Raw genomic sequence first — 25,482 nt, 5'->3', positions numbered from 1 at the left:
AACTGTAGATGTTCGGCGTTGAAGCCTGAGCGGCAAAGCCGCCGCTCGGGCTTACTCTGTGATCGGGGTTTTGATCTGCCTTAGCCAGCTGACCAGCGGAAACGCATCCTTGAAGCTGGTCACCAGTTCTTTTTCCAGGGCATCGGACAGCATTTTCTTCAAGGGCTGTTCTTTCCAGACGATGAAATTTTTCAGCTTGATGTATTCGATGTGCGGCAGGTCCGCATCGAAGCCCTTGGGTGGGCGCGTCAGTTGGCCTTCCGTTTGCAGGTCGCCGTAAGTTCCCATCAGTTTCTTGTTTTTCAGCAGCTTGCCGAAACCGCTGGCGTCATCAACGATGTGGCGGCGAATCGCGCGCAGCCGATCCGATGGCGGCATGTACTCGCCGCCCGCGACCAGCAGGGTGCCGCTAGCGTCGATATGGAAGTAATACGACGGCCCACCACCCTGGCTTGGCTTCTTCAGGCCGCTGGCCGTGATGGATGCCGAGAAGTGCGTCTTGTATGGGCTCTTGTCGTGCGAAAAGCGCATGTCGCGATTGATCCGGAACAGCGCCTTCTTTGGATTGCAGCTGGCGATTGCGGGATCGAACTTGCTGATTTCCGCAATCAGGCGGACCACCAGTTCGAGGAACTCGGCGCGCAGGATATCGTAACGCGGCTTGTTCATGACGAACCAGGCGCGGTTGTTGTTTTCCGATAGTTCGGCAAGGTATTGCGTGAGGTCGCGTACGTGCATTGCGTTGTTCCCTTATTCCGACTCAGCCTGGCGTTTCACCGGCGGCCGTTTGCCGATGACCGCTTCCAGCGTTGATTCCTGCGTCTTGCGCAATACGGTCAGCTTGGCCTTGGTGCCAGGCTGCAGTTGGGCGATCTGATTCATCATGTCGGTGGTGTCGGCAATCGGCTTGCCTTCGACGGCAACCAGGATGTCGCCCGGCTTCAGGCCTGCCTTGTCGGCCGGGCCGTTTTTCAGCACGCCGGCAATGATGGCGCCGGTCTTGCGGGTCAGGCCAAAGCTTTCCGCCAGTTCCGGCGTGATGTCCTGCGGCTCGACGCCGAGGTAGCCGCGCACTACGTGGCCGGTATTGATGATTGATTCCATCACGGTCTTGGCAGTTGTCATCGGAATCGCAAAGCCGATCCCGAGCGAGCCGCCGGTGCGTGAATAGATCGCGGTGTTGATGCCGAGCAGGTTGCCGTTGGTGTCGACCAGCGCGCCGCCGGAGTTGCCGGGGTTGATCGCGGCATCGGTCTGGATGAAGTTCTCGAATGTATTGATGCCGAGATGGTTGCGGCCAAGCGCGGAAATGATCCCCATGGTCACGGTCTGGCCGACGCCGAATGGATTGCCGATCGCCAGCACCACATCGCCGACGCTGGCCTGGTCGGCGTGACCGAGCGTGATCGCAGGCAGGTTCGGCAGATCGATCTTGATCACGGCCAGATCGGTTTCCGGATCTGCGCCAACCACTTTGGCAGTTGCGGTGCGGCCGTCGGCCAAAGCCACTTCGATTTCATCCGCTGATTCAATCACATGATTATTGGTCAGGATGTAGCCTTGCGAACTGACCACCACGCCCGAGCCAAGGCTGGATTGCTTGTCATCCGAGTCGTCGCCGCGGTCGCCGAAGAATTTTCTGAGCAGCGGGTCTTCCAGTACCTGCGGCGGAGTGCTCGGCTTGGCATCCTTGCTGGTGAAGATGTTCACCACCGATGGCATCGCCCGATGCGAGGCGTCACGGTAGGAGCCTGGTGTCGGCGTTCCTGGCGCCACCTCCTGCAACGGCACCTTCGATGCCGCGATATGCAGAGGCGAGCTTGTCAGCGATCCGGTTGCCCAGTCGGGCTTCAAGGTCGTTACAATGAACCAGATCGCTAAACCGATGGTTACGGTTTGCGCAAATAACAGCCAGAAACGTCGCATAGTGGGAGTCTTTAAATGAGTCAAAAGTCGGTAAATCGCACCGAACTGGCAAAATATCTTGCCGAAGCATTAAATATTACACAGTTCCGAGATTATTGCCCAAATGGCTTGCAGGTGGAAGGACGCACTGAAATTAGCCGGCTGGTGACGGGCGTCACCGCCAGCCAGGCGTTGCTGGAAGCCGCGCTGGACAGCGGTGCCGACGCAATCCTGGTGCATCACGGTTATTTCTGGCGCGGTGAGGATGCGCGTGTGATCGGCACCAAATACAAGCGCCTGAAGTTGCTGTTGACGCACGACATCAATATGTTCGCCTATCACCTGCCGCTCGATGCGCATCCGCTCTTCGGCAACAATGTCCAACTGGCGCAGCAACTCGGCTTGACGCCGACTGGTCGCTTCGGTGACGACAACCTGGGCTGGCTCGGCAACGTCAGCGATGCCGGGGTGCGTACGGTCGGCGACCTGGCCACGGTGATCGAACGCCAATTGCAGCGGACTCCGGTGCTGATCGGCGATCCGGATCAGCCGCTGGCGCAAGTGGCCTGGTGTACCGGCGCTGCCCAAAGTCTGCTGGGTGACGCCATTGCGGCCGGAGCCGGCGTATTTATCAGCGGTGAAATCTCTGAACCGACCGTGCATCTGGCGCGGGAAAGCGGCGTCGCCTACCTGGCGGCGGGGCATCACGCGACCGAGCGTTACGGCGTTCAGGCGCTGGGCAGCCATCTGGCCGAGCATTTCGGTTTACAGCACCAGTTCATCGATATCGACAACCCTGTGTAATTGCGCAGCGGCAAATCAACGTATGAGTAAAACAGTCAGCAAAACGGCAGGCAAGGCAGTGAGCAAGACCGTGGACGCGGTACGCATCGACAAATGGCTCTGGGCAGCGCGGTTTTTCAAGACCCGCACCTTGGCCAGCGATGCCGTCGATAACGGCAAGGTCCGCTTGAACGACGAACGCACCAAGCCGGCGCGCAATGTGAAGGCCGGCGACATGCTGGCGATCGACAATGGCGCCGGCATCTGGGAAGTCGAGGTGCTGCTATTGAGCGATACGCGCAGTGCGGCGGCGATTGCACAGACGCTTTACCGCGAAACCGAGGAAAGTGTTGCCTTGCGTGGAAAACTCGCCGAAGACCGCAAGTTCTTCCGCGAGCCGACCATCGAAATCAAGGGCCGGCCGACCAAGCGCGACCGCCGCTTGCTGGACAAGGCGCAATCCTGATGCGCCCAAATTCGATGGTAATTTGATATCGCATACACCTGTTTTTCCGGGTAGCGTGAGAGTGCCCAGAGGATTTTCCAAGCGCGCAGCGACCAGCAATTCTGACGCCTGGCGGTGTAAACCGACGTGCAATAAATTTCGAATGAGTTCTCGGTAGAACTTGCGCTCTAAGTCGCTGTTTGACATTTTGATTCTGGTGCATAATAGTACGAGCGTTCGCATTCTTGCAGGCAGCTGTCATCAAGCGAGCAAACGCCAATACCAACCAGACAGAGACAGGACTATCGTGGCACATCCGATCACTGACACGCCGCCGAAATTCATGCGTAAAGGCGAAATGACGCGCGCAGCGATTCTCGACGTCGCCATTACTCTGGCAAGCCGTGACGGCCTTGAAGGTTTGACGATTGGCCTGCTGGCCGAAAAAATGAACATGAGCAAATCCGGCGTGTTCGCGCATTTCGGCTCGCGTGAGGATCTGCAGATCGAAGTGGTGAAGTTGTACCACCGCCAATTCGAGCAGGAAGTATTCTATCCCAGCATCAAGGAAGCACGCGGCTTGCCACGCCTGGAAGCCATGTATGCGCGCTGGATCCGGCAGGTGACGATTGAAATCGCCTCGGGTTGCATCTACATCAGCGGCGCCGTCGAATACGACGACCGTCCTGGTGAAATCCGCGAGCAATTGGTCAGCATGGTGCGCACCTGGCAGCAGGCGCTGCATCGCTGCGCGTTGCAAGCCATTGAAGCAGGTCACCTGCGAGACGATACCGATGCCGATCAGCTGGTCTACGAAATGTACGGCCTGATTCTCGGGCTGCATCACGACGCTCGCTTCCTGAAGAAGGTCGGCAGCGTCGAACGTGCGCAAAAGGGCTTCGATCGCCTGATTGACAGTTACCGCAATACCGCGCAGGTTTCCAAGCCGGTTACAGCGGCAAAGAAATCCACGCAAACGAATCAAAAAATCTCTGCCAAGACGGCAGCTTGAAAAATTTAATCATCAGGAGAGCACCATGGGTCAATACGTCGCGCCACTGCGGGATATGCAATTCGTCATGCACGAGTTACTGCATGTAGAAGATGAGTTGAAACAATTGCCGAAGCATGCCGAGATCGATGCCGACATCATCAATCAGGTGCTGGAAGAGGGCGGGAAATTTACCTCCCAGGTATTGTTCCCGCTGAACCATTCCGGCGACCGCGAAGGCTGCCACCACGACAAGACTACGCACACCGTCACTGCACCAAAAGGCTTCAAGGAAGCCTACAAGCAGTACGTTGAAGCCGGCTGGCCTGCGCTCTCCTGTGATCCAGAATTCGGCGGCCAGGGCCTGCCGCTGGTGATCAACAATTCGTTCTACGAAATGATGAATTCGGCCAACCAGGCCTGGACCATGTACCCGGGCCTGTCGCACGGCGCCTACGAGTGCTTGCACGCACACGGTACGCCGGAACAGCAAGCGCTGTACCTGCCTAAACTGGTTTCCGGCGAATGGACCGGCACCATGTGCCTGACCGAATCGCATTGCGGCACCGACCTCGGCATGCTGCGCTCGAAAGCCGAGCCGCAAGCCGACGGTTCTTACAGCATCACCGGCAGCAAGATTTTCATTTCGGCCGGCGAGCACGACATGTCGGAAAACATCATCCACCTGGTGCTGGCGCGCCTGCCTGGCGCACCGGAAGGTTCCAAGGGCATCTCGCTGTTCCTGGTGCCGAAATTCCTGCCGAATGCAGATGGTTCGCTGGGTGCACGCAATCCAATCACTTGCGGCGCCATCGAAGAAAAAATGGGCATCCACGGCAATTCGACCTGCCAGATGAATCTGGACGGCGCGACCGGCTGGCTCATCGGTGCTCCGCACAAGGGTTTGAACGCGATGTTCGTGTTCATGAACGCCGCCCGCCTGGGCGTCGGCATGCAAGGCCTGGGTTTGACTGAAGTGGCTTACCAAAACGCTTTGGTGTATGCGAAAGACCGTATCCAGATGCGCAGCCTGTCGGGCATCAAGGCGCCGGACCGGCCAGCCGATCCGATCATCGTCCATCCAGACGTGCGTCGCATGCTGTTGACCGCAAAGGCGTATGCTGAAGGCGCGCGCGCTTTCTGTTCTTACGTGGCGCTGCAGCTGGACAAGGAACTGAACCACCCGGATGAGCAAGTGCGCAAGGATTGCGCTGATGAAGTCGCTCTGCTGACACCAGTGGTCAAGGCTTTCATTACCGACAATGCGTGGACTTCGACATCGGAATGTATGCAGGTGTACGGCGGCCACGGTTTCATCGCCGAGTGGGGCATGGAGCAATATGTGCGCGATGCCCGCATCAACATGATCTACGAAGGCACCAACACCATCCAGTCGCTCGATCTGCTGGGCCGCAAGGTGTTGATGGACAACGGCGCCAAGCTGAAGAAATTCGGCGCCAAGGTGCAGGCGTTCATCGAAGAGAACGGCGCCGACGAAGCGCTGTCGGAATTCATTACGCCGCTGGCCGACCTCGGCGACAAGGTCAGCAAGCTGACCATGGAAATCGGCATGAAGGCTTTCCAGAATCCTGACGAAGCCGGCGCAGCAGCAGTGCCTTATCTGCGCGTAGTTGGCCATCTGGTGTACGCCTACTTCTTTGCGCAAATGGCAAAGATCGCTTTGGCCAAGCAAGATTCAGGCGACACGTTCTACGTTTCCAAACTGGCGACCGCACGTTTCTACTTCGCCCGCCTGCTGCCGGAAACTGCAATGTTGATTCGTCAGGCACGTTCCGGTTCGGGCAGCCTGATGGCGCTGGAAGCAGATTTGTTCTAATGGATTTGTTCTAAATAAGCCGTAGGGTGGGCCTGGCGCGATCAGCGCGGGTCCACGCTCCCAACAGACTGACCAAGGAGAAACAAGTGTCGAATTTCATCGTTAAAAAAGTCGCCGTGCTCGGCGCCGGCGTGATGGGTGCGCAAATCGCCGCCCACTGCCTGAACGCCAAAGTTCCGGTGGTGCTGTTCGATCTGCCGGCCAAGGAAGGCCCGAAGAACGGCATCGTCCTGCGCGCTATCGAAAACCTGAAGAAGCTCAGCCCTGCGCCGCTCGGCAACAAGGATGACGCTTCGCTGATCGAAGTCGCCAACTACGAAGACAATCTGGATGTGCTGGCTGGTTGCGATCTGATCATCGAAGCCATCGCCGAACGCATGGACTGGAAGCATGACCTGTACAAGAAGGTCGCACCGCACATTGCGCCAAACGCGATTTTTGCATCCAACACATCCGGCCTGTCGATCACTGCATTGTCGGAAGGCTTCGACGCCGAACTGAAAGCACGCTTCTGCGGCGTCCACTTCTTCAACCCACCGCGCTACATGCACCTGGTGGAACTGATCCCGACCGCCACCACCAAGCCAGAGATCCTCGATCAGCTGGAAGGCTTCCTGGCGACCACGCTGGGCAAGGGCGTGGTCCGCGCTAAAGATACCCCTAACTTCATCGCCAACCGCGTAGGCGTGTTCGGTATCCTGTCGACGGTTCATCAAGCTGAAAAATTCGGCTTGTCGGTGGATGTTGTCGATGACCTGACCGGCGCCAAGCTGGGCCGCGCCAAGTCCGGTACTTTCCGTACTGCTGACGTGGTCGGCCTGGACACCATGGGTCATGTCATCAAGACCATGCAGGACAACCTGAAGGACGATCCTTTCTACGGCGTGTACGCAACGCCGCCGCTGCTGGCCAAGCTGGTCGAGCAGGGCGCGCTGGGGCAGAAGGCCGGCGCCGGCTTCTACAAGAAGGTTGGCAAGGACATCCTGCGCATCGACGCCGCCAAGGGCGAGTACGTGACCGGTGGTGGCAAGGCCGACGAGCTGGTGGCGCGCATCCTGAAAGACAAGGACCCGGTCAAGCGCATGAAAACCCTGCGCGAATCGACCAATCCGCAAGCGCAGTTCCTGTGGGCCATTTTCCGTGACGGCTTCCACTACATCGCCGTCCACATGGAATCGATTGCCGACAATGCACGCGACATCGATTTCGCCATGCGCTGGGGCTTCGGCTGGAGCGTAGGTCCATTCGAAATCTGGCAAGCCGCCGACTGGAAGCAGATCGCCGGCTGGGTCAAGGAAGACATCGACGCCGGCAAGGCGCTGTGCAATGCACCGCTGCCAGCCTGGGTCTTCGACGGCCGCACCGGTGTGCACGCTGCCGACGGTTCCTTCTCGCCAGCGAAGAAGGCGAACGTTGCCCGCTCCACTCTGCCAGTCTACGAGCGCCAGGTATTCCGTGCGCCGCTGCTGGGTGAAGGCGTGGCTGACGGCAAGACTGCCGGCACTACCGTTTTCGAAGACGACTCGGTACGCGCATGGCACCAGAACGACGACGTCCTGGTCCTGTCGTTCAAGACCAAGATGCACGTGATCGGACCTGGCGTTATCGCCGGCCTGAACAAGGCAGTCGCTGAAGCCGAAAAGAACTACAAGGGCCTGGTCCTGTGGCACGCGGATGCAGCCGAAGGCGGCGCATTCTCCGCTGGCGCCGATCTGCAATCGATGCTGCCGTTGTTCATGTCGGGTGGCGCCAAGGCGATCGAGCCGATGGTCGCCGAATTGCAGCAAGCCTTCATGGGCCTCAAGTACGCCAGCGTACCGGTAGTGGCTGCAGTGGCCGGCCTGGCGCTGGGCGGTGGTTGCGAGCTGGCCTTGCACACAGCCAAGCGTGTGGCATCGATCGAATCGTATATCGGCCTGGTTGAAGTTGGCGTTGGCCTGATTCCTGCCGGCGGCGGTTTGAAGGAAGCGGCAGTGCGCGCGGCCAACGACGCCAAGGGCAACGACATCCTGCAATTTCTGAAGACCTCCTTCATGAATGCGGCGACTGCCAACGTCTCGAAATCGGCGTTGCAAGCCAAGAGCATGGGCTACCTGAAAGCCGACGACGTGATCGTGTTCAATGCCTACGAGCTGCTGCACGTAGCCAAGGTTGAGGCACGCGCCATGTTCGATGCCGGCTATCGTCCACCATTGAAGGCGCAGATTGCAGTGGTCGGGCGCAATGGCATCGCTACCATCCTGGCGCAGCTGGTCAACATGCGTGACGGCGGCTTCATCTCGGCACACGACTACAAACTGGGCCACATGATTGCCAACATCGTTTGCGGCGGCGAAGTGGACGAAGGCAGCATCGTGAATGAACAATGGTTGCTGGACCTGGAACGCAAAGCGTTCGTCGAACTGCTGAACAACCCTAAGACGCAAGAGCGGATCATGGGCATGATGCAGACCGGTAAGCCAGTGCGAAACTAATCCATTGGGGACAGAGTTTAAGAGCCACCGAAGCGTGGCGAATTACCCTGTCCTCAACTGACTAGATAAAACGGTTAAATTGCAAAGAAAATTGCAGGACGGAGTTTACAAACACTCCGTCCCCAACTGATCAGGAGATCAAAATGAGCAAACAACTTCAAGAAGCGTACATCGTCTCCGCGACCCGTACCCCAATCGGCAAGGCGCCGCGCGGCATGTTCAAGAACACCCGCCCGGACGACCTGTTGGTGCGCGTCATGCAATCCGCCATGGCGCAAGTGCCTGGTCTGGATCCTAAACTGGTGCAGGACGCCATCATCGGCTGTTCCTTCCCGGAAGGCGCGCAAGGCCTGAACATGGCGCGTAACGCCGTGCTGCTGGCTGGTCTGCCAAACACTATCGGCGGCGTCACCGTCAACCGTTACTGCGCATCCGGCATCACCGCCATCGCCATGGCTGCCGACCGCATTCGCGTCGGTGAGGCTGACGTCATGATCGCCGGCGGCGCCGAATCAATGTCGATGGTGCCGATGATGGGTTTCCATCCTTCGATCAATATGAACGCCTTCAAGGATGAAAACGTCGGCATGGCCTACGGCATGGGTTTGACTGCAGAAAAAGTCGCCCAGCAATGGAAAGTCTCGCGCGAAGCGCAAGACGCGTTCGCGGTCGAATCGCACCGTCGCGCCATCGCTGGTCAGCTGGCTGGTGAGTTCAAGGATGAAACCACTTCCTACGACATCATCGATCGCGCACCGAACCTGGCTACCGGTCAGATCGACCTGAAGACCCGTACCGTTGACCGCGACGAAGGCGCACGCGCCGAGTCGAGTATGGAAACCCTGGGCAAGCTGAAGGCAGTGTTTGCCGCCAAAGGCACGGTCACAGCAGGTAACAGCTCGCAAATGTCGGACGGCGCTGGTGCGCTGATCCTGGTCAGCGAAAAAATCCTCAAGGAACACAACTTGACTCCGCTGGCTCGTTTCGTCTCGTTCGCGGTGCGCGGCGTACCACCAGAAATCATGGGGATCGGTCCTAAGGAAGCGATTCCAGCAGCGCTGCGCGCCGCCGGCCTGACCCAGGATCAGCTGGACTGGATCGAACTGAATGAAGCATTCGCAGCGCAAGCGCTGGCAGTGATCCAGGATCTCGGCCTCGACCCATCCAAGGTCAATCCGTTGGGCGGCGCCATTGCACTGGGCCACCCGCTGGGCGCAACCGGCGCCATCCGCGCCGCTACTGCGATCCACGGCATCCGCCGTCGCAACCAGAAGTACGGCATGGTCACCATGTGCGTTGGCGCAGGCATGGGCGCTGCAGGTATTTTCGAACGTATGTAATCGTTGGAATTAGTAGATTGTCATAAGCAATCGTAAAAAACGAAAAAGCCGTGCAGCCATCCCCGCACGGCTTTTTTGTCTTCCAGTTCACCAGAGGCGCGATAACTGCGTTGCATGGCCCTTGCCGTGCTCGCGCACTGTCTGCGAGTCATGAACCTTGTTCTCCCACCTCTGGTGAACTGGAAGATGTTGGGTTTGCGATTTGCTCTATCGAACTTGTGTAGTGATAAATGGAGTAACAGATGGATATCTTGACCAGCAAGGAAAACGGCATCCTGACGATTGAATTCAATCGTCTCGAAAAGAAGAATGCCATCACAGCCGCCATGTACCAGACCATGGTCGATGCGTTGAAAGATGCGGAAACCGACAGTGCGGTGCGGGCGATTCTGTTTGTCGGCAAACCGCAGATTTTCAGCGCCGGCAACGATCTCGAAGATTTCATGAAGAATCGTCCGACAGGCAGCGACAGCCCTGTGTTCCAGTTCCTGTGGCAGATCAGCCATGCGAGCAAGCCGATGGTAGCGGCGGTGGCGGGTGCTGCGGTAGGGATCGGCACCACGTTGTTGATGCATTGCGACCTGGTGTACGCAGCTGACAACGCGCGTTTCTCGATGCCGTTCACGCAGCTGGGCTTGTGTCCGGAAGCTGCCTCTAGCCTGATCCTGCCGCAGATCGCCGGCTATCAGCGCGCAGCCGAAAAGCTGCTGCTGGGCGAAGCCTTCACGGCAGAAGAAGCCGCCGCCATGGGCTTGGTCAACAAGGTAGTTCCGGCTGAAGAACTACTGGCATTCGCGCAGGCGCAAGCGGCGAAACTGGTGGCTTTGCCGGCAGCGTCGATCCGCATCACCAAGAGCCTGATGAAAGGCGCTCAGACCGCTGCGGTGGAAGCGCGGATGGCGCAGGAGATCGAACACTTTGGCGCGATGCTGAAAGCACCTGAAGCAGCTGAGGCATTCACTGCATTCTTCGAGCGGCGTAAGCCTGATTTCAGCAAGTTTTGCTGATTGGTGTTTTCACCGCAAGAATAAAGAGCCCGACTATAAGTCGGGTTTTTTATGGGGACTCAGCATGTCCGCATGTCGGAATACTGCGTGGTATCGATTTCTGTAACACACGCCGGATAGTGGCACCAAGTGTAGTATCTCAAACTTGACCTGATATCAGATGTCAGGTCAGGTTCGGAGCGCCCCTCAATGCTATCGGCTGGAATCGGTCATGAAGGGCGGTCGAGATGTCGCTCCGAGTAGCTGAAATTCTGGCTGCACGATGTGCCTGTAAAACGTCGCTCGTGTTTCCCGCAATCGCTAGAAATTATTTGTTTTAATTGGAATAATCAAATGCGTACTACAGCACTCGTAGCTACGATCGTCAGCGTAGACGGATGTGCAAACACCGGCCCCGTTCCTATCGGAAAAGATGCGTACACAGTGTCAGTGCGCGTACCGTTCTCAGGTCCATTTGGAGCGAAGGTGGATGCATTGAAAGAAGCGAATACATTTTGTATTTCGCAAGGAAAGCGATTGCTGTTGCAGACTCAAAATTCGTCTGAGTGCGCGTTGCATGGCGGATGCGGGGAGGCTGAGATCACGTTCTTGTGTTTGAACGAGAATGACCCGCGTTATACGGCTGCCTACCAAATGCATAAGGACAATGGAGTCACTGCCGTCGAGAATAGGTGAGCGTCCGTTGCCGGCCATTAGCTGCCGCTGGATTAAATACTCAAATATTGAAAATAATTTATTGCAAAAGATACTTATGGATTCGCAACGACTAAGAAATTTGGTAACAGAGCTAGAAGCGTTGACACTTCCCGAGTTTGTTGATGTTGTAAATGTTGTAGCTGAGAGCCTTTCAGAAAAAATTACTTTGGAAATGGGCCAAGGACAATGGCGCTTATGTTTGGCAGAGCTTTATAAGGATGCCGAGAGCGATTGGGATTTGGGGCTGGCAGCTAGACATCACGCGCCGTTTGACTCGACAACCTTAGGTACACTATTGTTTCAAGGTACGGCATGCTGTGGCTTTTCGATTTACTCTTGCTCAAAACAGTGCGTATGTCCTGTATGCGGGAAAAAACTTTCTGCAACTTGATAAAACATTGAGTACTCATCGTTTCGAGCCCTGACTTTTGCGACAGGCCGTATGCGGCCAGTAGCGGCCCTTCACCAAGTTGGGCGGTGGCAATAAGTCAGTGCGAAGTAGCGCAGTGACTCGGCATCAACCACGAAAAAATTGCGGAAGCCATTTAAAAAAGTGAGCTGAAAAATATGAGTCCCATGTTCCCCGATCCTTGGCTCGACCGATGGCTGAGCTTAATTAAGACGCGTTCTGGAGATCGGCCCGTGCTCGAAATTGGCTGCGGCTATGGTGATGACACCTCCATCTTGGCGAACGCCGGCCTGCAGGTTATTGGCTTCGATCTGTCATCCGAAGCTGTAGCAGCGACGAGGAGCAGAGTACCCTCTGCGCACGTCGAACAAAGGGACGTCCGCGATCAACTTCCTGAAGAAGCCATCAATCTTGGAGTTACCTTGGCTAGCCTGTCTCTGCACTATTTCACTTGGGATGACACCGTGTCGATTGTGAACCGTATCAGGCTATCACTTCGTCATGGCGGCATCCTTCTATGCCGACTGAACTCGACAGAGGATAAAAATTTTGGCGCGGACGGCGGCGAGGAAATAGAGTTAAATTACTTTCTGGTGAAGGGTAAATCGAAGCGCTTCTTTGATGAAAGCACCCTGCGGCAGCTCTTTTCGAACGGATGGAACATCCTTTCTTTGGAACACATTACAACGAACAAGTATCAGAAACCCAAAGCAGCGTGGGAAATCGTTCTCGAACGAGCTCTTTGATTTTTAACGGACGCGGCCTGAATAGCTGTCCGCTACCGGCCAATTGCAGACGGTCGAAAGTATCGGCCAAACTGATGGCGATTCATTATGAAAAAACGACTTCGATAACAATGTGGAAGACGCCATGAGCGATCAACATTACGTAGAGTGCTGCGACCATGGCAAACAAGCCGCCACCTATGTCTGCCAGCACATTCTTCAAACGCTGCGGGACAGCAAGCCGCGTGGTTTTTGGTCTGCGGAGATTGGGCCTAGTGAGTTGCACCCAGATTCTTGGTGTAGTGAGTGTGAAGCTATGGTCAATGCTGTCGGTGAGTGGAATGGCGAAACCGAAGCCAAAGCTGGCATTTCGTTGATTTGTAGTGTCTGCTATGAGAGAGCAAGAGATCTCAACCACGGCACCTAAATGGGCAGGAAGCAACAGTCAGAGCAATAAATCCGATAATTTAAATTCTCTAAAAGAAAAACATGTCGATTTCGATCTACTACAGTGCGCAGCGTAAGAAGGAGCTATCGCTGTCGGAAATAAAAGCGATAGAAGAAATAGCTAGTAGGTATTCGGTCAATGCCCAAATAGAAAACTTAGTTGCAACAGGAGTCGGACTGAATTGGGAATCCTTTCATTTTCTGACCAACACTGAGCGGCCTAGCTTATTTAAAAAAGCCATGGTTTTCTCGGGCTCGACGAAACTTCCAGACAACAGCGCTGATGCAACGTGGATTGGAGTTCAGCATTGGTGTGAATGCCTTTCTGAATTACGTCAGCTATTAAACACGTGTGATTGGTCAGTATCGGTAGATGACCACAATATGCATTGGGATCCGCAAAAGCTAGCCTACGACCCATCAAAATGAGCATGTACGTATTGGACCGAAAACGGCCAATTGCGGACAGTAGAACTGTTTGCCATTCTGATGGTGCTTTACTTTTTATATCTATTCAAATATTCAGCACATGTACTGCCCCACATTTTTGACTAGCCATTCTTGGAGGTTTTCGTGATCGCTCTAGGTTGCAGTCGCCGTCCTATTTCTCAGCCCCTACGGAATAAACCATATTATTTTTCAGAAAGGACCGACGCTTGCTAGCGCTCGGACTCATGCTCGTGGCGCTCGCTACTGCGGCTATCTATCCGGGCTGGCAGAGGGGCCGACGTTTCGACAGCACTGGCATTGAGATATTATTCCTGCCTATGGGGGCAATCATGAGTTGGATTGCTCTTACCATTGCCAACATTGGGGGGCAGAGTATGTCGAATTTGGTAGAGTTATTACCAGTCACGTGTGTGGCGGTTGTGATCGCGTACATTTGCTTTGCCGCCCGGCGCCGCCAGCCTCACCTTAGTCGAGTCTGGTCGCTGATGGCATTTGGTGGAGTTCTTTTGTTCGTTGTATCGGTCAGACTGCTCATGCCTTTGCTGCCCGAATGAAGCGGACCTTTTGAGTAAAAATATTAGCTTGCCGATGACGCAATACGGCCCTTTCGGACACTCGACCTCTACATCCAGATCGTCGACAATCGCCGTCGCATCTCATGTAAAGCGATATATCGACAAGGCTGATAACGGCCAGCATGCTATCCGTTGTGATGCAGTCCGCGTTAGGTCGGCTGCTTTCGGCCATGAAGAGACGTTCGCCGATGTTGCTTTGGACGACCGCTCTTCGGGCCAAAGCGGATACTGGTGTTGCTTAGTCTGCCGCTGCAAAATGCGCCATCTGGTCTGCGTGTGCCTTCACAAAGGACGGGCGGGCCGTGGCGCGCGCGACATAGTCACGACAGGCGGGATGTCCCGCCAGCCCGTCGAACCGATCCACAAGTCGCAGCACGTCCGCCATGAGTATGTCGGCGATGGAGAAGGTTCCCGCCAGCCACTCGCGTCCTGCCACCACCGGCTCTAGGTGCTGGAGTCGGGCTTTGAGAAACTCGTTCAAACGCTTCCATCCCGGCGTATCACCGGTATCACCTGAGAACTGGAATATGGACCAGGGCAGACTTGCCATCTCGACTGAATTTAGCGCCGCGAAAAGCCACTCCAAAGTCTCGCAACGACTGCGCGAATCGGTAGGCATCAGTGCATCACTTCGCTCACCTAAATAAAGCAGGATCGCGCCGCTCTCGAAGATCGAAATGTCCCCATCGGTCAACCACGGCACCTGGCCGAAGGGCTGGTGCGAGAAATGCTCTGCATTCCGAGCGTCAAATGGCACGCTCTTGACGCGATACGGTAATCCGGCTTCTTCCAGTGCCCAACGCACACGTATGTCGCGCACATACCCCCGCGGCACCTCGGGAACCCAATCGAAGGTGGTGATGGTGATCGGGTTCATTGGCTTGTTCATCAGGTGTACTCCTTCAATAATTTGTTTGTATGGAAGTGCTCAGCGCGTGAGAAGGTCTTCCAGCAATTCAAGCGCCTGCGTCCAGCCCTGAACGTGGGAGCACCCGGCGTGATGGTCGGGCATGCGCTCGTGTGTGAGTACGATCTCGGTGCCGCCACTGGCGGCGTTGAACTCCACCGTCACCAGCGTTTCGGTGTGGTGCGTGGCGTCGGAACACCAGGTGAAGATGAGCTTCTTGTTGCGCTCGATCGTGCGATAGACTCCATAGTGGCGCAACGGGCCGTTCGGGTGGTGCATCACCACGTCAAAGGTACCGCACACGCGCGCATCCACGCGCGCTGTGCTGCGCGCGGTAGTGCCGGGGTGCATCCACTGAGCAAGACTCTCCGGATCCAGCCAGGCGTCGAATAGCTCGTCGACGGTCGCGAGAATGGTGCGCTTGACCACGATCGTGCCGGTCTTGCTGCCGTCGACGGGAACGGTATCAGCTTTGGTGCTGCCGGTTTGTGTCTGTGTCATTGCCTGCCCCTGAGTTTGTCCGTGCTGCGTTTTTTGAGGACGAAATCTTCCAGTGCGGCTAGACGGTCTTCCCAGAAGCCGCGGTAGAACTCCATCCACTCAGCGGCTTCTGCCATCGGTGCGGCGTTAAGGGAGAGGACATGCTCGCGCCCCTGCACCGAACGCGTGACCAATCCCGCGCGCTCGAGAATGCGAATGTGTTTGGAGGTAGAGTTGAGCGAAATCGGAAATGCGCTCGCCAGCTCCGTCACCCGCGCATCCGACTGCGCCAGCCGTGCCAGAATCCCGCGCCGTGTGCCGTCGGACACCGCCGCGAACAGCTCATCCAGCCTTGTTGATTTATATTCATCCATAAGGGTGAATATAGGTCTATGAGAAACGGGAGTCAAGTAGTTTCGAGGTAATGCAGGTCAGCGGCTGTGGCTCCACTCTTGAAAGCTGACGTTGCCATAGCTGTATTTGCCTCCTTGCTGACAGTCAGGAATAGCCGAACACCGGACGTTCGACGGCATCGGCGTGTATGACCGCATGGGGTCGTTTGCGGACGAAAATTCCTGTAACGAATGCAAGCTCAAGTCTGAGCTAAGACACATAACGAGAAGTGAGCAATTTCAACATCGGCACCTCATTTTCCCAGCAGCTCCAGAGAATGATTCCATTCCGCAGCCCATGCGTGCAAAAAATCATGGGCATGAAAAACTCTTTTCAGCTGCGGTATTGGCACCCGATATACATCGTTTAATCCCAGTGCCAAGGTGACCGGGTTCCACACGGCCTTGTTCTTTGCTCTTTTAGCGCTGCTTTTAACCCTCGCACCTTCATCGCCGAAGATGCCGCCGGCATCGCTAAGAGCCTGAGCCAGATCAATTTTCACCAGGCTGGAAAATGCGATCAGCACCTGTTCTTTGTTGATGCCAGTCTGTGATTCCATTACCGCTTCAATCTTGACTGGCTGGGACTTGGCTTCGGCCTCGCGCTTGAGCTTGCCTGGCATGCGCTCCAGATCCTTCTTCAGAAAGCGCAACTCATGCAGAGCCCTGCGAAAACCCGGCGGCTTGAGTTGTGTCACGATCTTATAGACGTCTTTGGTGATCGTGATCAGCACATCTGCGCTTCCGGCTGCGAGTCGTTTGGTGTCGCCTTCGAAAAAAATCGGCGCCGCATAACCGCCGTTGGCGTCGCCGAAGAGTGCTGGATAGTCGGCGTCATAGCCCAGCCAAACGTAAGGGATCAAGCCGTTTTCCAGCATGCGCGCCAATGTCCACGGCTCGCCGGTTTGCTGCGCGAGCCAATGGCAAGCCTGCTCAGTTGTTGCCCGAAAAGGCAGTTCGGTGATCGTCATTTTGGGTGGTTGGAACGTCTCTAAAAGAGGACGTATATAGATGCGATTGGCGCAGCCAAATGCGGGATGAAGTTTTGTCAGAGTCCGATTTACGAAGCGACTCTTACTAACCAGATATTGTTGAAATGGGGGCCGGCACGGAGCGACCGCAAGCACTGCTCGTTCTCGTGCCGGTCCACCCGAAATTACATTTTCTTCTGCACGTCCTGCGCAGCGTCTTGCACCTTCTCGCCACCGGATTGCACATCCTTGCCCATGCCTGCAACAGTATTACAAGCTGACAGCGCGCCGAACATGCCGAACATTGCTGCGATCACCATTACTTTTTTGACCATCGTGTTCTCCTTCATGGGTTGGTAACGGGCTAATCTTATCACCAGCTTTTGGATTGTCCATGCCGTAATAGCATTTTTCCGAGCGCGTTAGATGACTTTACAACATGCTTGTGTGCCGGCGGTTGAATCGTCAAACAGGATTGCTCAACGAGATTGCAATAACTGCAATAACCCGCTGATGCCGTCCCACAGAATCTGCACGCCGATGCAGAGCAGAATGAACGAAGTCATGCGCTGCATCACGGTGGTGCCGGTTTCTCCCAACAGGCGTATCAGTACACCGGCAAAACGATTGCACAAGTAGACCACCATCGCCGCCAAGGCGAGGCCAACGACAGCCGCAATCAGTGACAGCGGCAGCGGTACATTCGGCACGCGTACGCCGGCGCCGAGGGTGATCGCGACCGAGATCGAGCCGGGGCCGACGGTGAGCGGAAACGCTAATGGATAGAAGGCCTTCTTCGACGCCAGTTCCTCGGTCCAGAGCGATTCGGGCACCGCTTCGCCTTTGGGCATTTCGTCGGAGTTGAGCATTTTCCAGGCCGTAGCAACGACCAGCAAGCCGCCCGCGACCTTGACTACCGGCAGCGACAGGCCAAAAAATGCCAGCACGTGAGTACCGATGAACATGCCGCCTACCAGCAGCAGGAAGGAGTTGGTCGCCACGCGCCGCGCCAGCGAATTGCGGGTGGCGTCGGAGGCGGTGATGGTCAGCGAGTGGAAAATCGGTGCGCCGCCGGGCGGGTTCATGATCGGCAATAAGGCCGCCAGCACGAACAGCACCGTCTTCAGGAAGCTAAGTAAATGAAATTCCATGTGCGCTGTTGTTAGTCATTGTGAGTAAATCGGACGCGGCAAGCTAGCCAGGATGCGATAGTTCGCAGCGCGTGCCCGATTCTAGACTGACAACATAGCCGCCGCAAGCGCCGCTTTCGAGCGGCCCTGGCGGCATTGCCGGCTTAGGCTTACCAGCCGAAACGTTCGCAGGCGCGGCGATATACCAGGCCGGACAGCGCGATGTCTTCGACGCCGACGCCGATCGCCTTGTAGATCACCAGGTCGCTTTCCTGGCGTGCGTAAGCGCTGCTGCCATCGACGATCTGACCCAGTTCCCATACCTGGTCCCAGGAAAAAGTTCCGGGTTGGCACAGCAGCAGATCGCCGGCTTCCTGTTGCGCCTGCGGTTTCCATTCGACCACCAGCGCATTGGCGCGGGCGATGGCGCGATCATCCAGTTCGCGCACATTGCCCTTGCTGGCGCCGACTGCGGCGACGAACGCGCCGGGTTTGAGCAAACTGCCGGAGAACAGTGGTTCCGCTGAACGCGTCACGGTGACCACGACGTCGCCGCCCGCAGCCGCATCGTCAATGCTGACGGCGCGCGTCGGTACGCCGGTTTGCTGCGCGACTTGTTCGGCAAATTGCTGTTGGCCGCTGCGGCCGGCAATCAGGATTTCCTTGAACTGCCTTACCTGGAGCAGCGCTGGTACATGCGAATGCGCCTGGGTGCCGGTGCCGATGATGGACAAGGTGTTGACGTCGCGGTTGGCCAGGTGATCGGCGGCTACTGCCGTCGCGGCGGCGGTGCGGAAGCCGGTCATGGTGTCGGATTCGATGGCGGCCAGCGGTTTGCCATCTGCGGTCGAAAACAGCACGGTGACGAAATGGAATTTACCGTTGATCGTGGTGTACACCTTGTAGCCGGCGATGCCAGCCGCGGGCAGCAGGGCGCCCATGCTGGACATCATGACCGGGCCGGCACTGGTGCGGATGCGGGCTTGCTGCGCGCCCTGTCCGATGCCGGCGAATGCGCTGCGCATGGCGTCGATGGCATCGGCCGTCGTGATCAATTCGGCGACTTGCTGGTTGGTGATGAGTTTCATGTTTGTTTTCCTATGCGCTGAATGAAAAAGGGCTGGCATCGATTGACGTACGCTGACCGTCAATCAATTCTGCCAACAAGGTGGCGCTGCCGTGCGCCAGGGTCCAGCCGAGGCTGCCGTGGCCGATGTTCAAATACAGGTTCTTGACCGGGGCGGCGGCAATGATCGGCACGCCGCTTGGCGTCGCCGGCCGGAAGCCGCTCCATGGCGACAGCGTGCTGTTGTCGGACAGGTCGCCGCAGCCAGGGAACAGCTCGTCAACGCCGCGTTTCAATTCATCGATTGCGCTTGTCGGAATACTGCGATCCATGCCGAGCAGCTCCACCCGGCCGGCAACGCGCAGGCGATTTTCCAGGCGCGCGTAGACGATTTTTCGCGAGAGGTCGGTGATCGATACCTGCGGTGCGGCGGCCTGGTTGGCGCTGTCGAGCAGTGGCACAGTGATGCTGTAGCCCTTGAGCGGATAGAGCGGCAATGTGAATCCGACCTGGCGCGCAAAGTCGGCGCTTTCTGCGCCGAGAGCCAACACGAATGCATCGGCGGCAATCTGCTCTTGGCCGGCATGCACCGCGGTCAGTGCACCACCGCGCATTTCCACTTTGCCGATGCGTTGCGAATGGGCGAAGCGGAAGCCCGGACGCTGCGTCATCGCATCCACCAACTGTCGGCAAAACAGAGCGCAATCGCCAGCTTCTTCGCTCGGCGTGTAAACGCCGCCCGCCCAATCGCGCTTGGCGTTGGCCAGCGCCGGCTCGATCTGCAGGCAGCGCGCGGCATCGATGATTTCCTGCTGGCAGCCGTGCTGCGCCTGGAAATCAATTTGCCGGCGCGCGCCCTCCAGGCCTTTGGCGTTGGTGTACATCACCAGTTTGCCGGCAGTACGGTGCTGGAAATCGAATGGAATCGCCTGCGTCAATTGTTGCAATTGGTCGCGGCTGAAGAATGCCAGTTTCAGCAGATCGACGGTGGTCTGTTGCACGCGATTGGCGTTGCAGGCCGCCAGGAATTTGAGTAGCCAGCGCCATTGCGCCGGATCCATTTTCGGCCGCAGCGTCAGCGGCGAGTCGCTGCTGAACAGGTATTCGGGCCAGTGCGTCCACACCGATGGATCGGCCAGCGGAGCGACGTAGGAGTAGCTCAGTTGTGCACCGTTGCCAAGGCTGGTCTGGCTGCCCGGCAGCGCTGCGGCGTCGACCAGGGTTACTTGATGGCCGGCTTCCAGCAGGCGGTAAGCGGAAGTCACGCCGATGACGCCAGCACCTAGTACGCAAATGTGCATGTGTTCTGTCCTGTTGCGGAAATGTTTAAGTCGATGATCTTTGTTGTCGGCACGGCCGATGCCGTTGGGTCGGCTGCCGTCTGCGGCTTGCAGGTTTGCGTTGCAATAGTTTGAATACTATACGTATGTCGCCGCCGTATGTCTCATGCTGTTTTAGCATCATCTGAGTGCGTTTTTACGAGGCGCCGCAACGAAATACAGCGGGTCGCATCGCGCATTGCGGTAGAATGCCGCCTGAAGTAAGCCAGACAGCCGCTGGCTGGCGCTGCAAGGCGCCGGCGGGAGGAAGGTCCGGACTCCATAGAGCAGGGTGACGGTTAACGGCCGTCCGCCGTGAGGCGAGGAATAGGGCCACAGAGACGAGCGTATTAAGTTACGGTGAAACGCGGTAACCTCCACTCGGAGCAATCTCAAATAGGCACGCGTTGATGTTGCTCGCGGAGCGTGCGGGTAGAGAGCTGGAGCGCTGGAGCAATTCAGCGCCTAGAGGAATGGTTGTCATAACGCGAGGGTGCAAGCCTGAGCGTCGTAACAGAATCCGGCCTATCGGCTTACTTCATTTTCTTTTCAGGTAGTTGCCGCGATCGCGGCAGCGCCATCATCCCCTCGATTTTTTGCAAGATTTTTGAATCCGGCGAATCCAGTTCCCTGGCAGCCTCGTATATGACTGTGCAGGCTCCGAAAACTGACTCACTTTCAAAGGAATCATCATGCGCAAACTTACTTATGCTTTGACTTTGTCCGCCGCTTTGATCGCCGCCAGCGCGGCTTATGCAGAAGACACCGTCATGGTGGGCGGCCAGCAAATGTACCCCAGCAAGGACATCGTCGATAACGCCGTCAATTCAGCAGATCACACAACCTTGGTCGCCGCCGTAAAGGCCGCCGGCCTGGTCGATACGCTCAAGGGTAAAGGCCCGTTCACCGTCTTCGCACCAACCAATGCCGCCTTCGCCAAGCTCCCGGCCGGCACCGTAGAAACTTTGGTCAAGCCTGAAAACAAGGCGACCCTGACCAAAATCCTGACTTACCACGTCGTACCTGGCCGCTACGGTTTTGCCAAGCTGGAAAGCGAAATCAAGAAGGGCGGCGGCAAGGCTGAACTGGCAACCGCCAGCGGCGGCAAACTGACTTTCATGCAGAACGGCCCGCATAACATCTACATCGTCGACGATGGTGGCCATATCGCCAATATCAGTACCTACGATGTGAATCAGTCGAACGGCGTGATCAACGTTATTGATACTGTGTTGTTGCCAAAGTAATTAAGGTAGGCGGCAATCGCCAAATTTAGTAATCGGGTGGCAGCGAGTTAGGGCAACGGAAATCTCCACGTTGCCCTTTTTTTCGTCCAAATGATTTGAGTGACGTTTACGTTAACGTCAATTATTGTTATTCTGCCGTAAGGGCAATGCAGACCGCATCGACGGTGCATCGACAATAAATTCAACACTCATCCGCTTTGGAGACAAACCACCATGGACTTTGAATTATCAGAGGAACAACGCGCCTTCCAGCAGACCGCGCGCGACTTTTCAATTGGAGAACTGGCGCCGCATGCGGCCAGATGGGACGCCGAGGCGATCTTCCCGACTGATGTGATCGCCAAGGCCGGTGAGCTGGGTTTTTGTGGTTTGTACACGCCGGAAGAGGTGGGCGGCTTGGGTTTGTCGCGGCTGGATGCGACCATCGTGTTCGAGGAGCTGGCGCGCGGCTGCACTTCCACTACGGCCTACCTGACGATTCACAATATGGTGAGCTGGATGATCGCCAACTGGGCCACGCCGGCAGTGAAAGAGGCCTGGTGCGGGAAACTGGCGAGCGGACAGAAGCTCGGTTCGTATTGCCTGACCGAACCTGGCGCGGGTTCCGATGCCGCTTCCTTGAAAACCAGCGCTGAACTGGTCGGCGGCGAGTATGTGATCAACGGTTCCAAGGCATTCATCTCCGGCGCCGGTGCGACCGACGTGCTGGTGCTGATGGCGCGCACCGGCGGCGCCGGTTCGCATGGCGTGTCTGCATTCGTGGTGCCGGCCGATGCACCGGGCATCAGCTACGGCCGCAAGGAAGAAAAGATGGGCTGGAACAGCCAGCCGACTCGCACCATCAGTTTCGACAATGTGCGAATCCCCGCCGATCACCTGCTGGGCCAGGAAGGCGAAGGCTTCCGGCTGGCGATGCGCGGCCTGGACGGCGGCCGTATCAATATCGCGACCTGTTCAGTCGGCACCGCGCAAGCGGCGCTGGATGCCGCGCATGCCTACATGAGCGAACGGCGCCAGTTCAACCGGCCATTGTCGGATTTCCAGGCGCTGCAATTCAAGCTGGCCGACATGCAGACCGAATTGGTCGCAGCGCGGCAGATGGTGCGCCTGGCGGCCTGCAAGCTGGACGCAAAAGACCCCAACGCGACTACCTACTGCGCAATGGCGAAACGCTTCGCCACCGATATCGGTTTCCGGATCTGCAACGAGGCGCTGCAAATCCACGGCGGTTACGGCTACATCCGCGAGTATCCGCTGGAGCGGCACTTCCGCGATGTCCGCGTACACCAGATCCTGGAAGGCACCAATGAAATCATGCGCGTCATCATCGCGCGTCAGTTGTTGAGCAACGCATCCAATGAGGACATCCGATGAATAGCGTGAATTACACCAACTTGAAGCTGGAAACGATCGGCCACACTGCGGTCGTGACGATCGCCAATCTACCGGCCAATACCTGGACCGGCGACGCCTTGCGCGACTTGACGCGCTTGGTGAAAACGCTCAACGCCGACGACAATATCTACAGCATGGTGGTCACCGGCGAAGGCGAGAAATTTTTTTCCGCCGGCGCCGACCTGAAATTGTTTGCCGACGGCGACAAGGTCCTGGCGCGCGAGATGGCGCGCCGCTTTGGCGAGGCGTTTGAAACCTTGTCCGGTTTCCGTGGCGTGTCGATTGCTGCCATTAACGGTTACGCAATGGGCGGTGGTTTGGAATGTGCGCTGGCTTGCGATTTGCGGATCGCCGAAGAGCATGCGCAACTGGCGTTGCCGGAAGCGGCAGTTGGTTTGCTGCCGTGCGCCGGCGGCACCCAGAACCTGCCATGGCTGGTCGGCGAAGGCTGGGCCAAGCGCATGATCCTGTGCGGCGAACGCGTCAATGCCGAAACGGCATTGCGCATCGGCCTGGTCGAGGAAGTTGTGAAAAAAGGCGAAGGCCGGCAACGCGCATTAGCGCTTGCTGCACAAGTCGACAAGCAAAGCCCGTCCAGCGTCACCGCTTGCAAGAAACTGATCCAGGGCGCGCGCGCCAATCCGTTGGCAACCTTGCTGCCGATCGAGCGCGAATTGTTCCTGGATCTGTTCGATACCCAGGACCAGAAGGAAGGTGTGAACGCATTCCTGCAGAAGCGTCCGGCACAATGGAGCAATCAATAATGACGGAACTGAATCTGCAGCAAGCGGCTCCTCACGCCTTGTTCGAAGAACTGCACACCGACAACGGCAAACGGATCGGCGTCGCCACACTGAATGTGGAAAAGACCCTGAATGCGATATCGCTGGAAATGGTGGATCTGCTCGACCATCAGTTGCGCGCCTGGGCCGCCGATCCGCAAGTCGCGCTGGTGGTCATGCAGGCTGCTGGCGAAAAAGCCTTTTGCGCCGGCGGCGATTTGCAGCATCTGTACCGCACCATGCTGGACCAGCACGCCACCGACCAGCGCGAGGATATTCGCAGCAATACCTACGCTTGCGATTTCTTTGAACGCGAATATCGGCTGGATTACCTGATCCATACTTATCCCAAACCGATCCTGGCCTGGGGCCATGGCATCGTGATGGGCGGCGGCATCGGCCTGATGGCGGGCGCCAGCCATCGCGTGGTTACCGAGAAATCACGGCTGGCCATGCCGGAAATTACCATCGGTTTGTATCCCGATGTCGGCGGCACCTGGTTCCTGAATCGGATGCCGGGCCATGTCGGCCTGTTCCTGGCGTTGACCGGCGCTTCCTTCGGCGCGGCCGACGCCGTCTTTGCCCGCCTGGCCGACTATCAGCTGGAACATGGCCAGAAGCAGGCACTGCTGGCAACCTTGCTGAATCAGCCGTGGGATGGCAAACAGGACGATGTGCTGCTGACGCGAGTTTTGCTGGCCGCAGAGCAGCAGGCGAAACCCGCGTTCGCCGTCGCACCGGCGCCGTTGCGCCAGAACTTCGAATTAATCAATCAGCTGTGCCGCGCACCGACGCTGGATGAGGTCGTGCAAAACATCGTCGGCTTGCAGACTGACGACGCCTGGCTGCAAAAAGGCATCGCTACCCTGGTTGCCGGCAGTCCGGCTTCGGCCTGGCTATCGCATGCGCTGCAACGGCGCGCGCTGCATATGTCGCTGGCTGAGGTGTTCCGGCTGGAGTATGTGGTGTCGTTGCATTGCGCGGCCCGCACCGATTTTGCAGAAGGCATACGGGCGCTCATCGTCGACAAGGACCGCCAGCCGAAATGGCAGCCGGCCAGCCTCGCGCAAGTCAGCACGGAATGGGGCAACGGTTTTTTCGATGATCCGTGGTCGGAGAGTGATCACCCGTTGGCGGATTTGGGCTTACGTTGATTGCGTGGCCGGCCTTGAACAGGGTCGGCTTGGTTTATCCTGTTTCTTTTTTCCTACCGGGAGTGAAGATGCAACGACGCAGCATTCTATGGACCATGTTTTCATCGATCGGCGCGGCTTCCGTACTGGCGGCGACCGCCAGGCCAGCGCATGCCGCCGCTGCGGACAAGGCCAAGGTTGCCTATCATTTGAGCGAGCAAGGCCATGTCGCCTTTGTACTCGCCAATATCCAGAATCACTTCGATGGTATGGGCGGTCCGGACAATGTGAAAATCGTGCTGGTAATACATGGCCCGGCGCTCAAGGAGTTTCATGCCGCGCAAGCCCGCGCGGAAATCGTTGCGCAGGTCGCCCAACTGGCAAAAGCCGGCCTGAACATGAACGCTTGCATCAACACCATGAAAGCGCAGGGGATTCGGCTGAAAGACCTGCTGCCGGGCTTCGGCGTGGCTGAAAAGGGTGGGGTGGTGATGCTGGCAGAGCTGCAAGGGCAGGGCTACGCCTATTTGCGGCCTTGATGCCGCTCCTTTTCCTGACGGAATCGATCGGCATGAC

The 25,482-nt window shown here is 57.2% G+C and carries 26 protein-coding genes and 1 other RNA gene; 17 read left to right on the top strand and 10 right to left on the bottom strand.

Features of this window, described 5'->3' with window-relative positions; genetic code table 11:
• Positions 1-51 precede the first annotated feature (51 nt).
• Positions 52-738 (bottom strand): DUF2461 domain-containing protein, encoded by a 687-nt coding sequence (locus ACIPF8_RS03855; protein ID WP_400417259.1) that lies wholly within the window; start codon positions 736-738, stop codon positions 52-54.
• Between the two features lie 12 nt (positions 739-750).
• Positions 751-1,926: a S1C family serine protease gene (locus ACIPF8_RS03850; RefSeq protein ID WP_400417256.1), complete on the bottom strand. Its 1,176-nt coding sequence runs from the start codon at positions 1,924-1,926 to the stop codon at positions 751-753.
• 15 nt (positions 1,927-1,941) lie between these two features.
• Between ACIPF8_RS03850 and ACIPF8_RS03845 the strand changes: the two genes are divergently transcribed.
• From ACIPF8_RS03845 to ACIPF8_RS03795, 11 genes are all read left to right on the top strand, one after another.
• Complete coding sequence (locus tag ACIPF8_RS03845) at positions 1,942-2,709, top strand: Nif3-like dinuclear metal center hexameric protein (protein ID WP_400417253.1); 768 nt, start codon at positions 1,942-1,944, stop codon at positions 2,707-2,709.
• 22 nt (positions 2,710-2,731) lie between these two features.
• Complete coding sequence (locus ACIPF8_RS03840) at positions 2,732-3,154, top strand: RNA-binding S4 domain-containing protein (RefSeq protein WP_400417251.1); 423 nt, start codon at positions 2,732-2,734, stop codon at positions 3,152-3,154.
• 322 nt (positions 3,155-3,476) lie between these two features.
• On the top strand, positions 3,477-4,145 hold the full coding sequence (locus tag ACIPF8_RS03835; RefSeq protein ID WP_400418173.1) for a TetR/AcrR family transcriptional regulator: 669 nt from the start codon (positions 3,477-3,479) through the stop codon (positions 4,143-4,145).
• Positions 4,146-4,170: 25 nt separating this feature from the next.
• Entirely contained in the window at positions 4,171-5,961 is a 1,791-nt protein-coding gene (locus ACIPF8_RS03830; protein ID WP_400417249.1) for an acyl-CoA dehydrogenase C-terminal domain-containing protein, read from the top strand.
• 86 nt (positions 5,962-6,047) lie between these two features.
• A complete protein-coding gene (locus ACIPF8_RS03825; protein ID WP_400417246.1) occupies positions 6,048-8,435 on the top strand; it encodes a 3-hydroxyacyl-CoA dehydrogenase/enoyl-CoA hydratase family protein in 2,388 nt (795 codons plus the stop codon).
• 143 nt (positions 8,436-8,578) lie between these two features.
• Positions 8,579-9,775, top strand: coding sequence for an acetyl-CoA C-acyltransferase (locus ACIPF8_RS03820; protein ID WP_061532136.1), 1,197 nt, complete (start codon positions 8,579-8,581; stop codon positions 9,773-9,775).
• A 242-nt stretch (positions 9,776-10,017) separates the two neighbouring features.
• The gene (locus ACIPF8_RS03815) at positions 10,018-10,782 is read left to right on the top strand and encodes an enoyl-CoA hydratase (protein WP_400417242.1); all 765 of its coding nucleotides are present in this window, start codon (positions 10,018-10,020) and stop codon (positions 10,780-10,782) included.
• 646 nt (positions 10,783-11,428) lie between these two features.
• Entirely contained in the window at positions 11,429-11,869 is a 441-nt protein-coding gene (locus ACIPF8_RS03810; protein ID WP_400417240.1) for a hypothetical protein, read from the top strand.
• 185 nt (positions 11,870-12,054) lie between these two features.
• Positions 12,055-12,633, top strand: a complete 579-nt coding sequence (locus ACIPF8_RS03805; RefSeq protein ID WP_400417239.1) for a class I SAM-dependent methyltransferase — start codon at positions 12,055-12,057, stop codon at positions 12,631-12,633.
• Positions 12,634-12,757: 124 nt separating this feature from the next.
• Positions 12,758-13,039, top strand: coding sequence for a hypothetical protein (locus ACIPF8_RS03800; protein WP_400417237.1), 282 nt, complete (start codon positions 12,758-12,760; stop codon positions 13,037-13,039).
• A 62-nt stretch (positions 13,040-13,101) separates the two neighbouring features.
• A complete protein-coding gene (locus tag ACIPF8_RS03795) occupies positions 13,102-13,488 on the top strand; it encodes a hypothetical protein (RefSeq protein ID WP_400417235.1) in 387 nt (128 codons plus the stop codon).
• 834 nt (positions 13,489-14,322) lie between these two features.
• Here the strand turns inward: ACIPF8_RS03795 and ACIPF8_RS03790 are convergent.
• From ACIPF8_RS03790 to ACIPF8_RS03755, 8 genes are all read right to left on the bottom strand, one after another.
• Positions 14,323-14,973, bottom strand: a complete 651-nt coding sequence (locus ACIPF8_RS03790; protein WP_400417233.1) for a glutathione S-transferase family protein — start codon at positions 14,971-14,973, stop codon at positions 14,323-14,325.
• 39 nt (positions 14,974-15,012) lie between these two features.
• Complete coding sequence (locus ACIPF8_RS03785; RefSeq protein ID WP_400417231.1) at positions 15,013-15,492, bottom strand: SRPBCC domain-containing protein; 480 nt, start codon at positions 15,490-15,492, stop codon at positions 15,013-15,015.
• Positions 15,489-15,845 (bottom strand): ArsR/SmtB family transcription factor, encoded by a 357-nt coding sequence (locus ACIPF8_RS03780; protein ID WP_400417229.1) that lies wholly within the window; start codon positions 15,843-15,845, stop codon positions 15,489-15,491. The genes ACIPF8_RS03785 and ACIPF8_RS03780 overlap by 4 nt, the downstream gene beginning before the upstream one ends.
• A 272-nt stretch (positions 15,846-16,117) precedes the next feature.
• A complete protein-coding gene (locus tag ACIPF8_RS03775; protein ID WP_400417228.1) occupies positions 16,118-16,834 on the bottom strand; it encodes a hypothetical protein in 717 nt (238 codons plus the stop codon).
• A gap of 185 nt (positions 16,835-17,019) precedes the next feature.
• A complete protein-coding gene (locus tag ACIPF8_RS03770) occupies positions 17,020-17,139 on the bottom strand; it encodes an entericidin A/B family lipoprotein (protein WP_400418170.1) in 120 nt (39 codons plus the stop codon).
• Between the two features lie 174 nt (positions 17,140-17,313).
• Positions 17,314-17,985 (bottom strand): MarC family protein, encoded by a 672-nt coding sequence (locus ACIPF8_RS03765; RefSeq protein ID WP_400417226.1) that lies wholly within the window; start codon positions 17,983-17,985, stop codon positions 17,314-17,316.
• Positions 17,986-18,134: 149 nt separating this feature from the next.
• Entirely contained in the window at positions 18,135-19,052 is a 918-nt protein-coding gene (locus ACIPF8_RS03760; RefSeq protein WP_400417224.1) for an ornithine cyclodeaminase family protein, read from the bottom strand.
• Positions 19,053-19,062: 10 nt separating this feature from the next.
• Entirely contained in the window at positions 19,063-20,331 is a 1,269-nt protein-coding gene (locus tag ACIPF8_RS03755) for a D-amino acid dehydrogenase (RefSeq protein WP_400417222.1), read from the bottom strand.
• Positions 20,332-20,567: 236 nt separating this feature from the next.
• On the opposite strand from ACIPF8_RS03755, the gene rnpB reads away from it, so the two are divergent.
• From rnpB to ACIPF8_RS03725, 6 genes are all read left to right on the top strand, one after another.
• Positions 20,568-20,893, top strand: an RNA gene (gene rnpB / locus ACIPF8_RS03750) — RNase P RNA component class A.
• A gap of 148 nt (positions 20,894-21,041) precedes the next feature.
• The gene (locus tag ACIPF8_RS03745) at positions 21,042-21,596 is read left to right on the top strand and encodes a fasciclin domain-containing protein (protein WP_400417220.1); all 555 of its coding nucleotides are present in this window, start codon (positions 21,042-21,044) and stop codon (positions 21,594-21,596) included.
• A 213-nt stretch (positions 21,597-21,809) separates the two neighbouring features.
• Complete coding sequence (locus ACIPF8_RS03740; RefSeq protein WP_400417218.1) at positions 21,810-22,970, top strand: acyl-CoA dehydrogenase family protein; 1,161 nt, start codon at positions 21,810-21,812, stop codon at positions 22,968-22,970.
• Positions 22,967-23,755 (top strand): enoyl-CoA hydratase, encoded by a 789-nt coding sequence (locus tag ACIPF8_RS03735; protein ID WP_400417216.1) that lies wholly within the window; start codon positions 22,967-22,969, stop codon positions 23,753-23,755. Before ACIPF8_RS03740 ends, ACIPF8_RS03735 begins: the two co-directional genes overlap by 4 nt.
• Positions 23,755-24,927: an enoyl-CoA hydratase/isomerase family protein gene (locus tag ACIPF8_RS03730; RefSeq protein WP_400417214.1), complete on the top strand. Its 1,173-nt coding sequence runs from the start codon at positions 23,755-23,757 to the stop codon at positions 24,925-24,927. Before ACIPF8_RS03735 ends, ACIPF8_RS03730 begins: the two co-directional genes overlap by 1 nt.
• Before the next feature lie 68 nt (positions 24,928-24,995).
• Positions 24,996-25,445: a DsrE family protein gene (locus ACIPF8_RS03725; RefSeq protein ID WP_400417212.1), complete on the top strand. Its 450-nt coding sequence runs from the start codon at positions 24,996-24,998 to the stop codon at positions 25,443-25,445.
• Positions 25,446-25,482 lie beyond the last annotated feature (37 nt).

This window comes from Collimonas sp. NPDC087041 (assembly GCF_044745265.1).
GTDB lineage: Bacteria > Pseudomonadota > Gammaproteobacteria > Burkholderiales > Burkholderiaceae_D > Collimonas.
The sequence above is the reverse complement of the archived record's forward strand: the minus strand, read 5'-3'. Positions and strand labels throughout refer to the sequence as shown.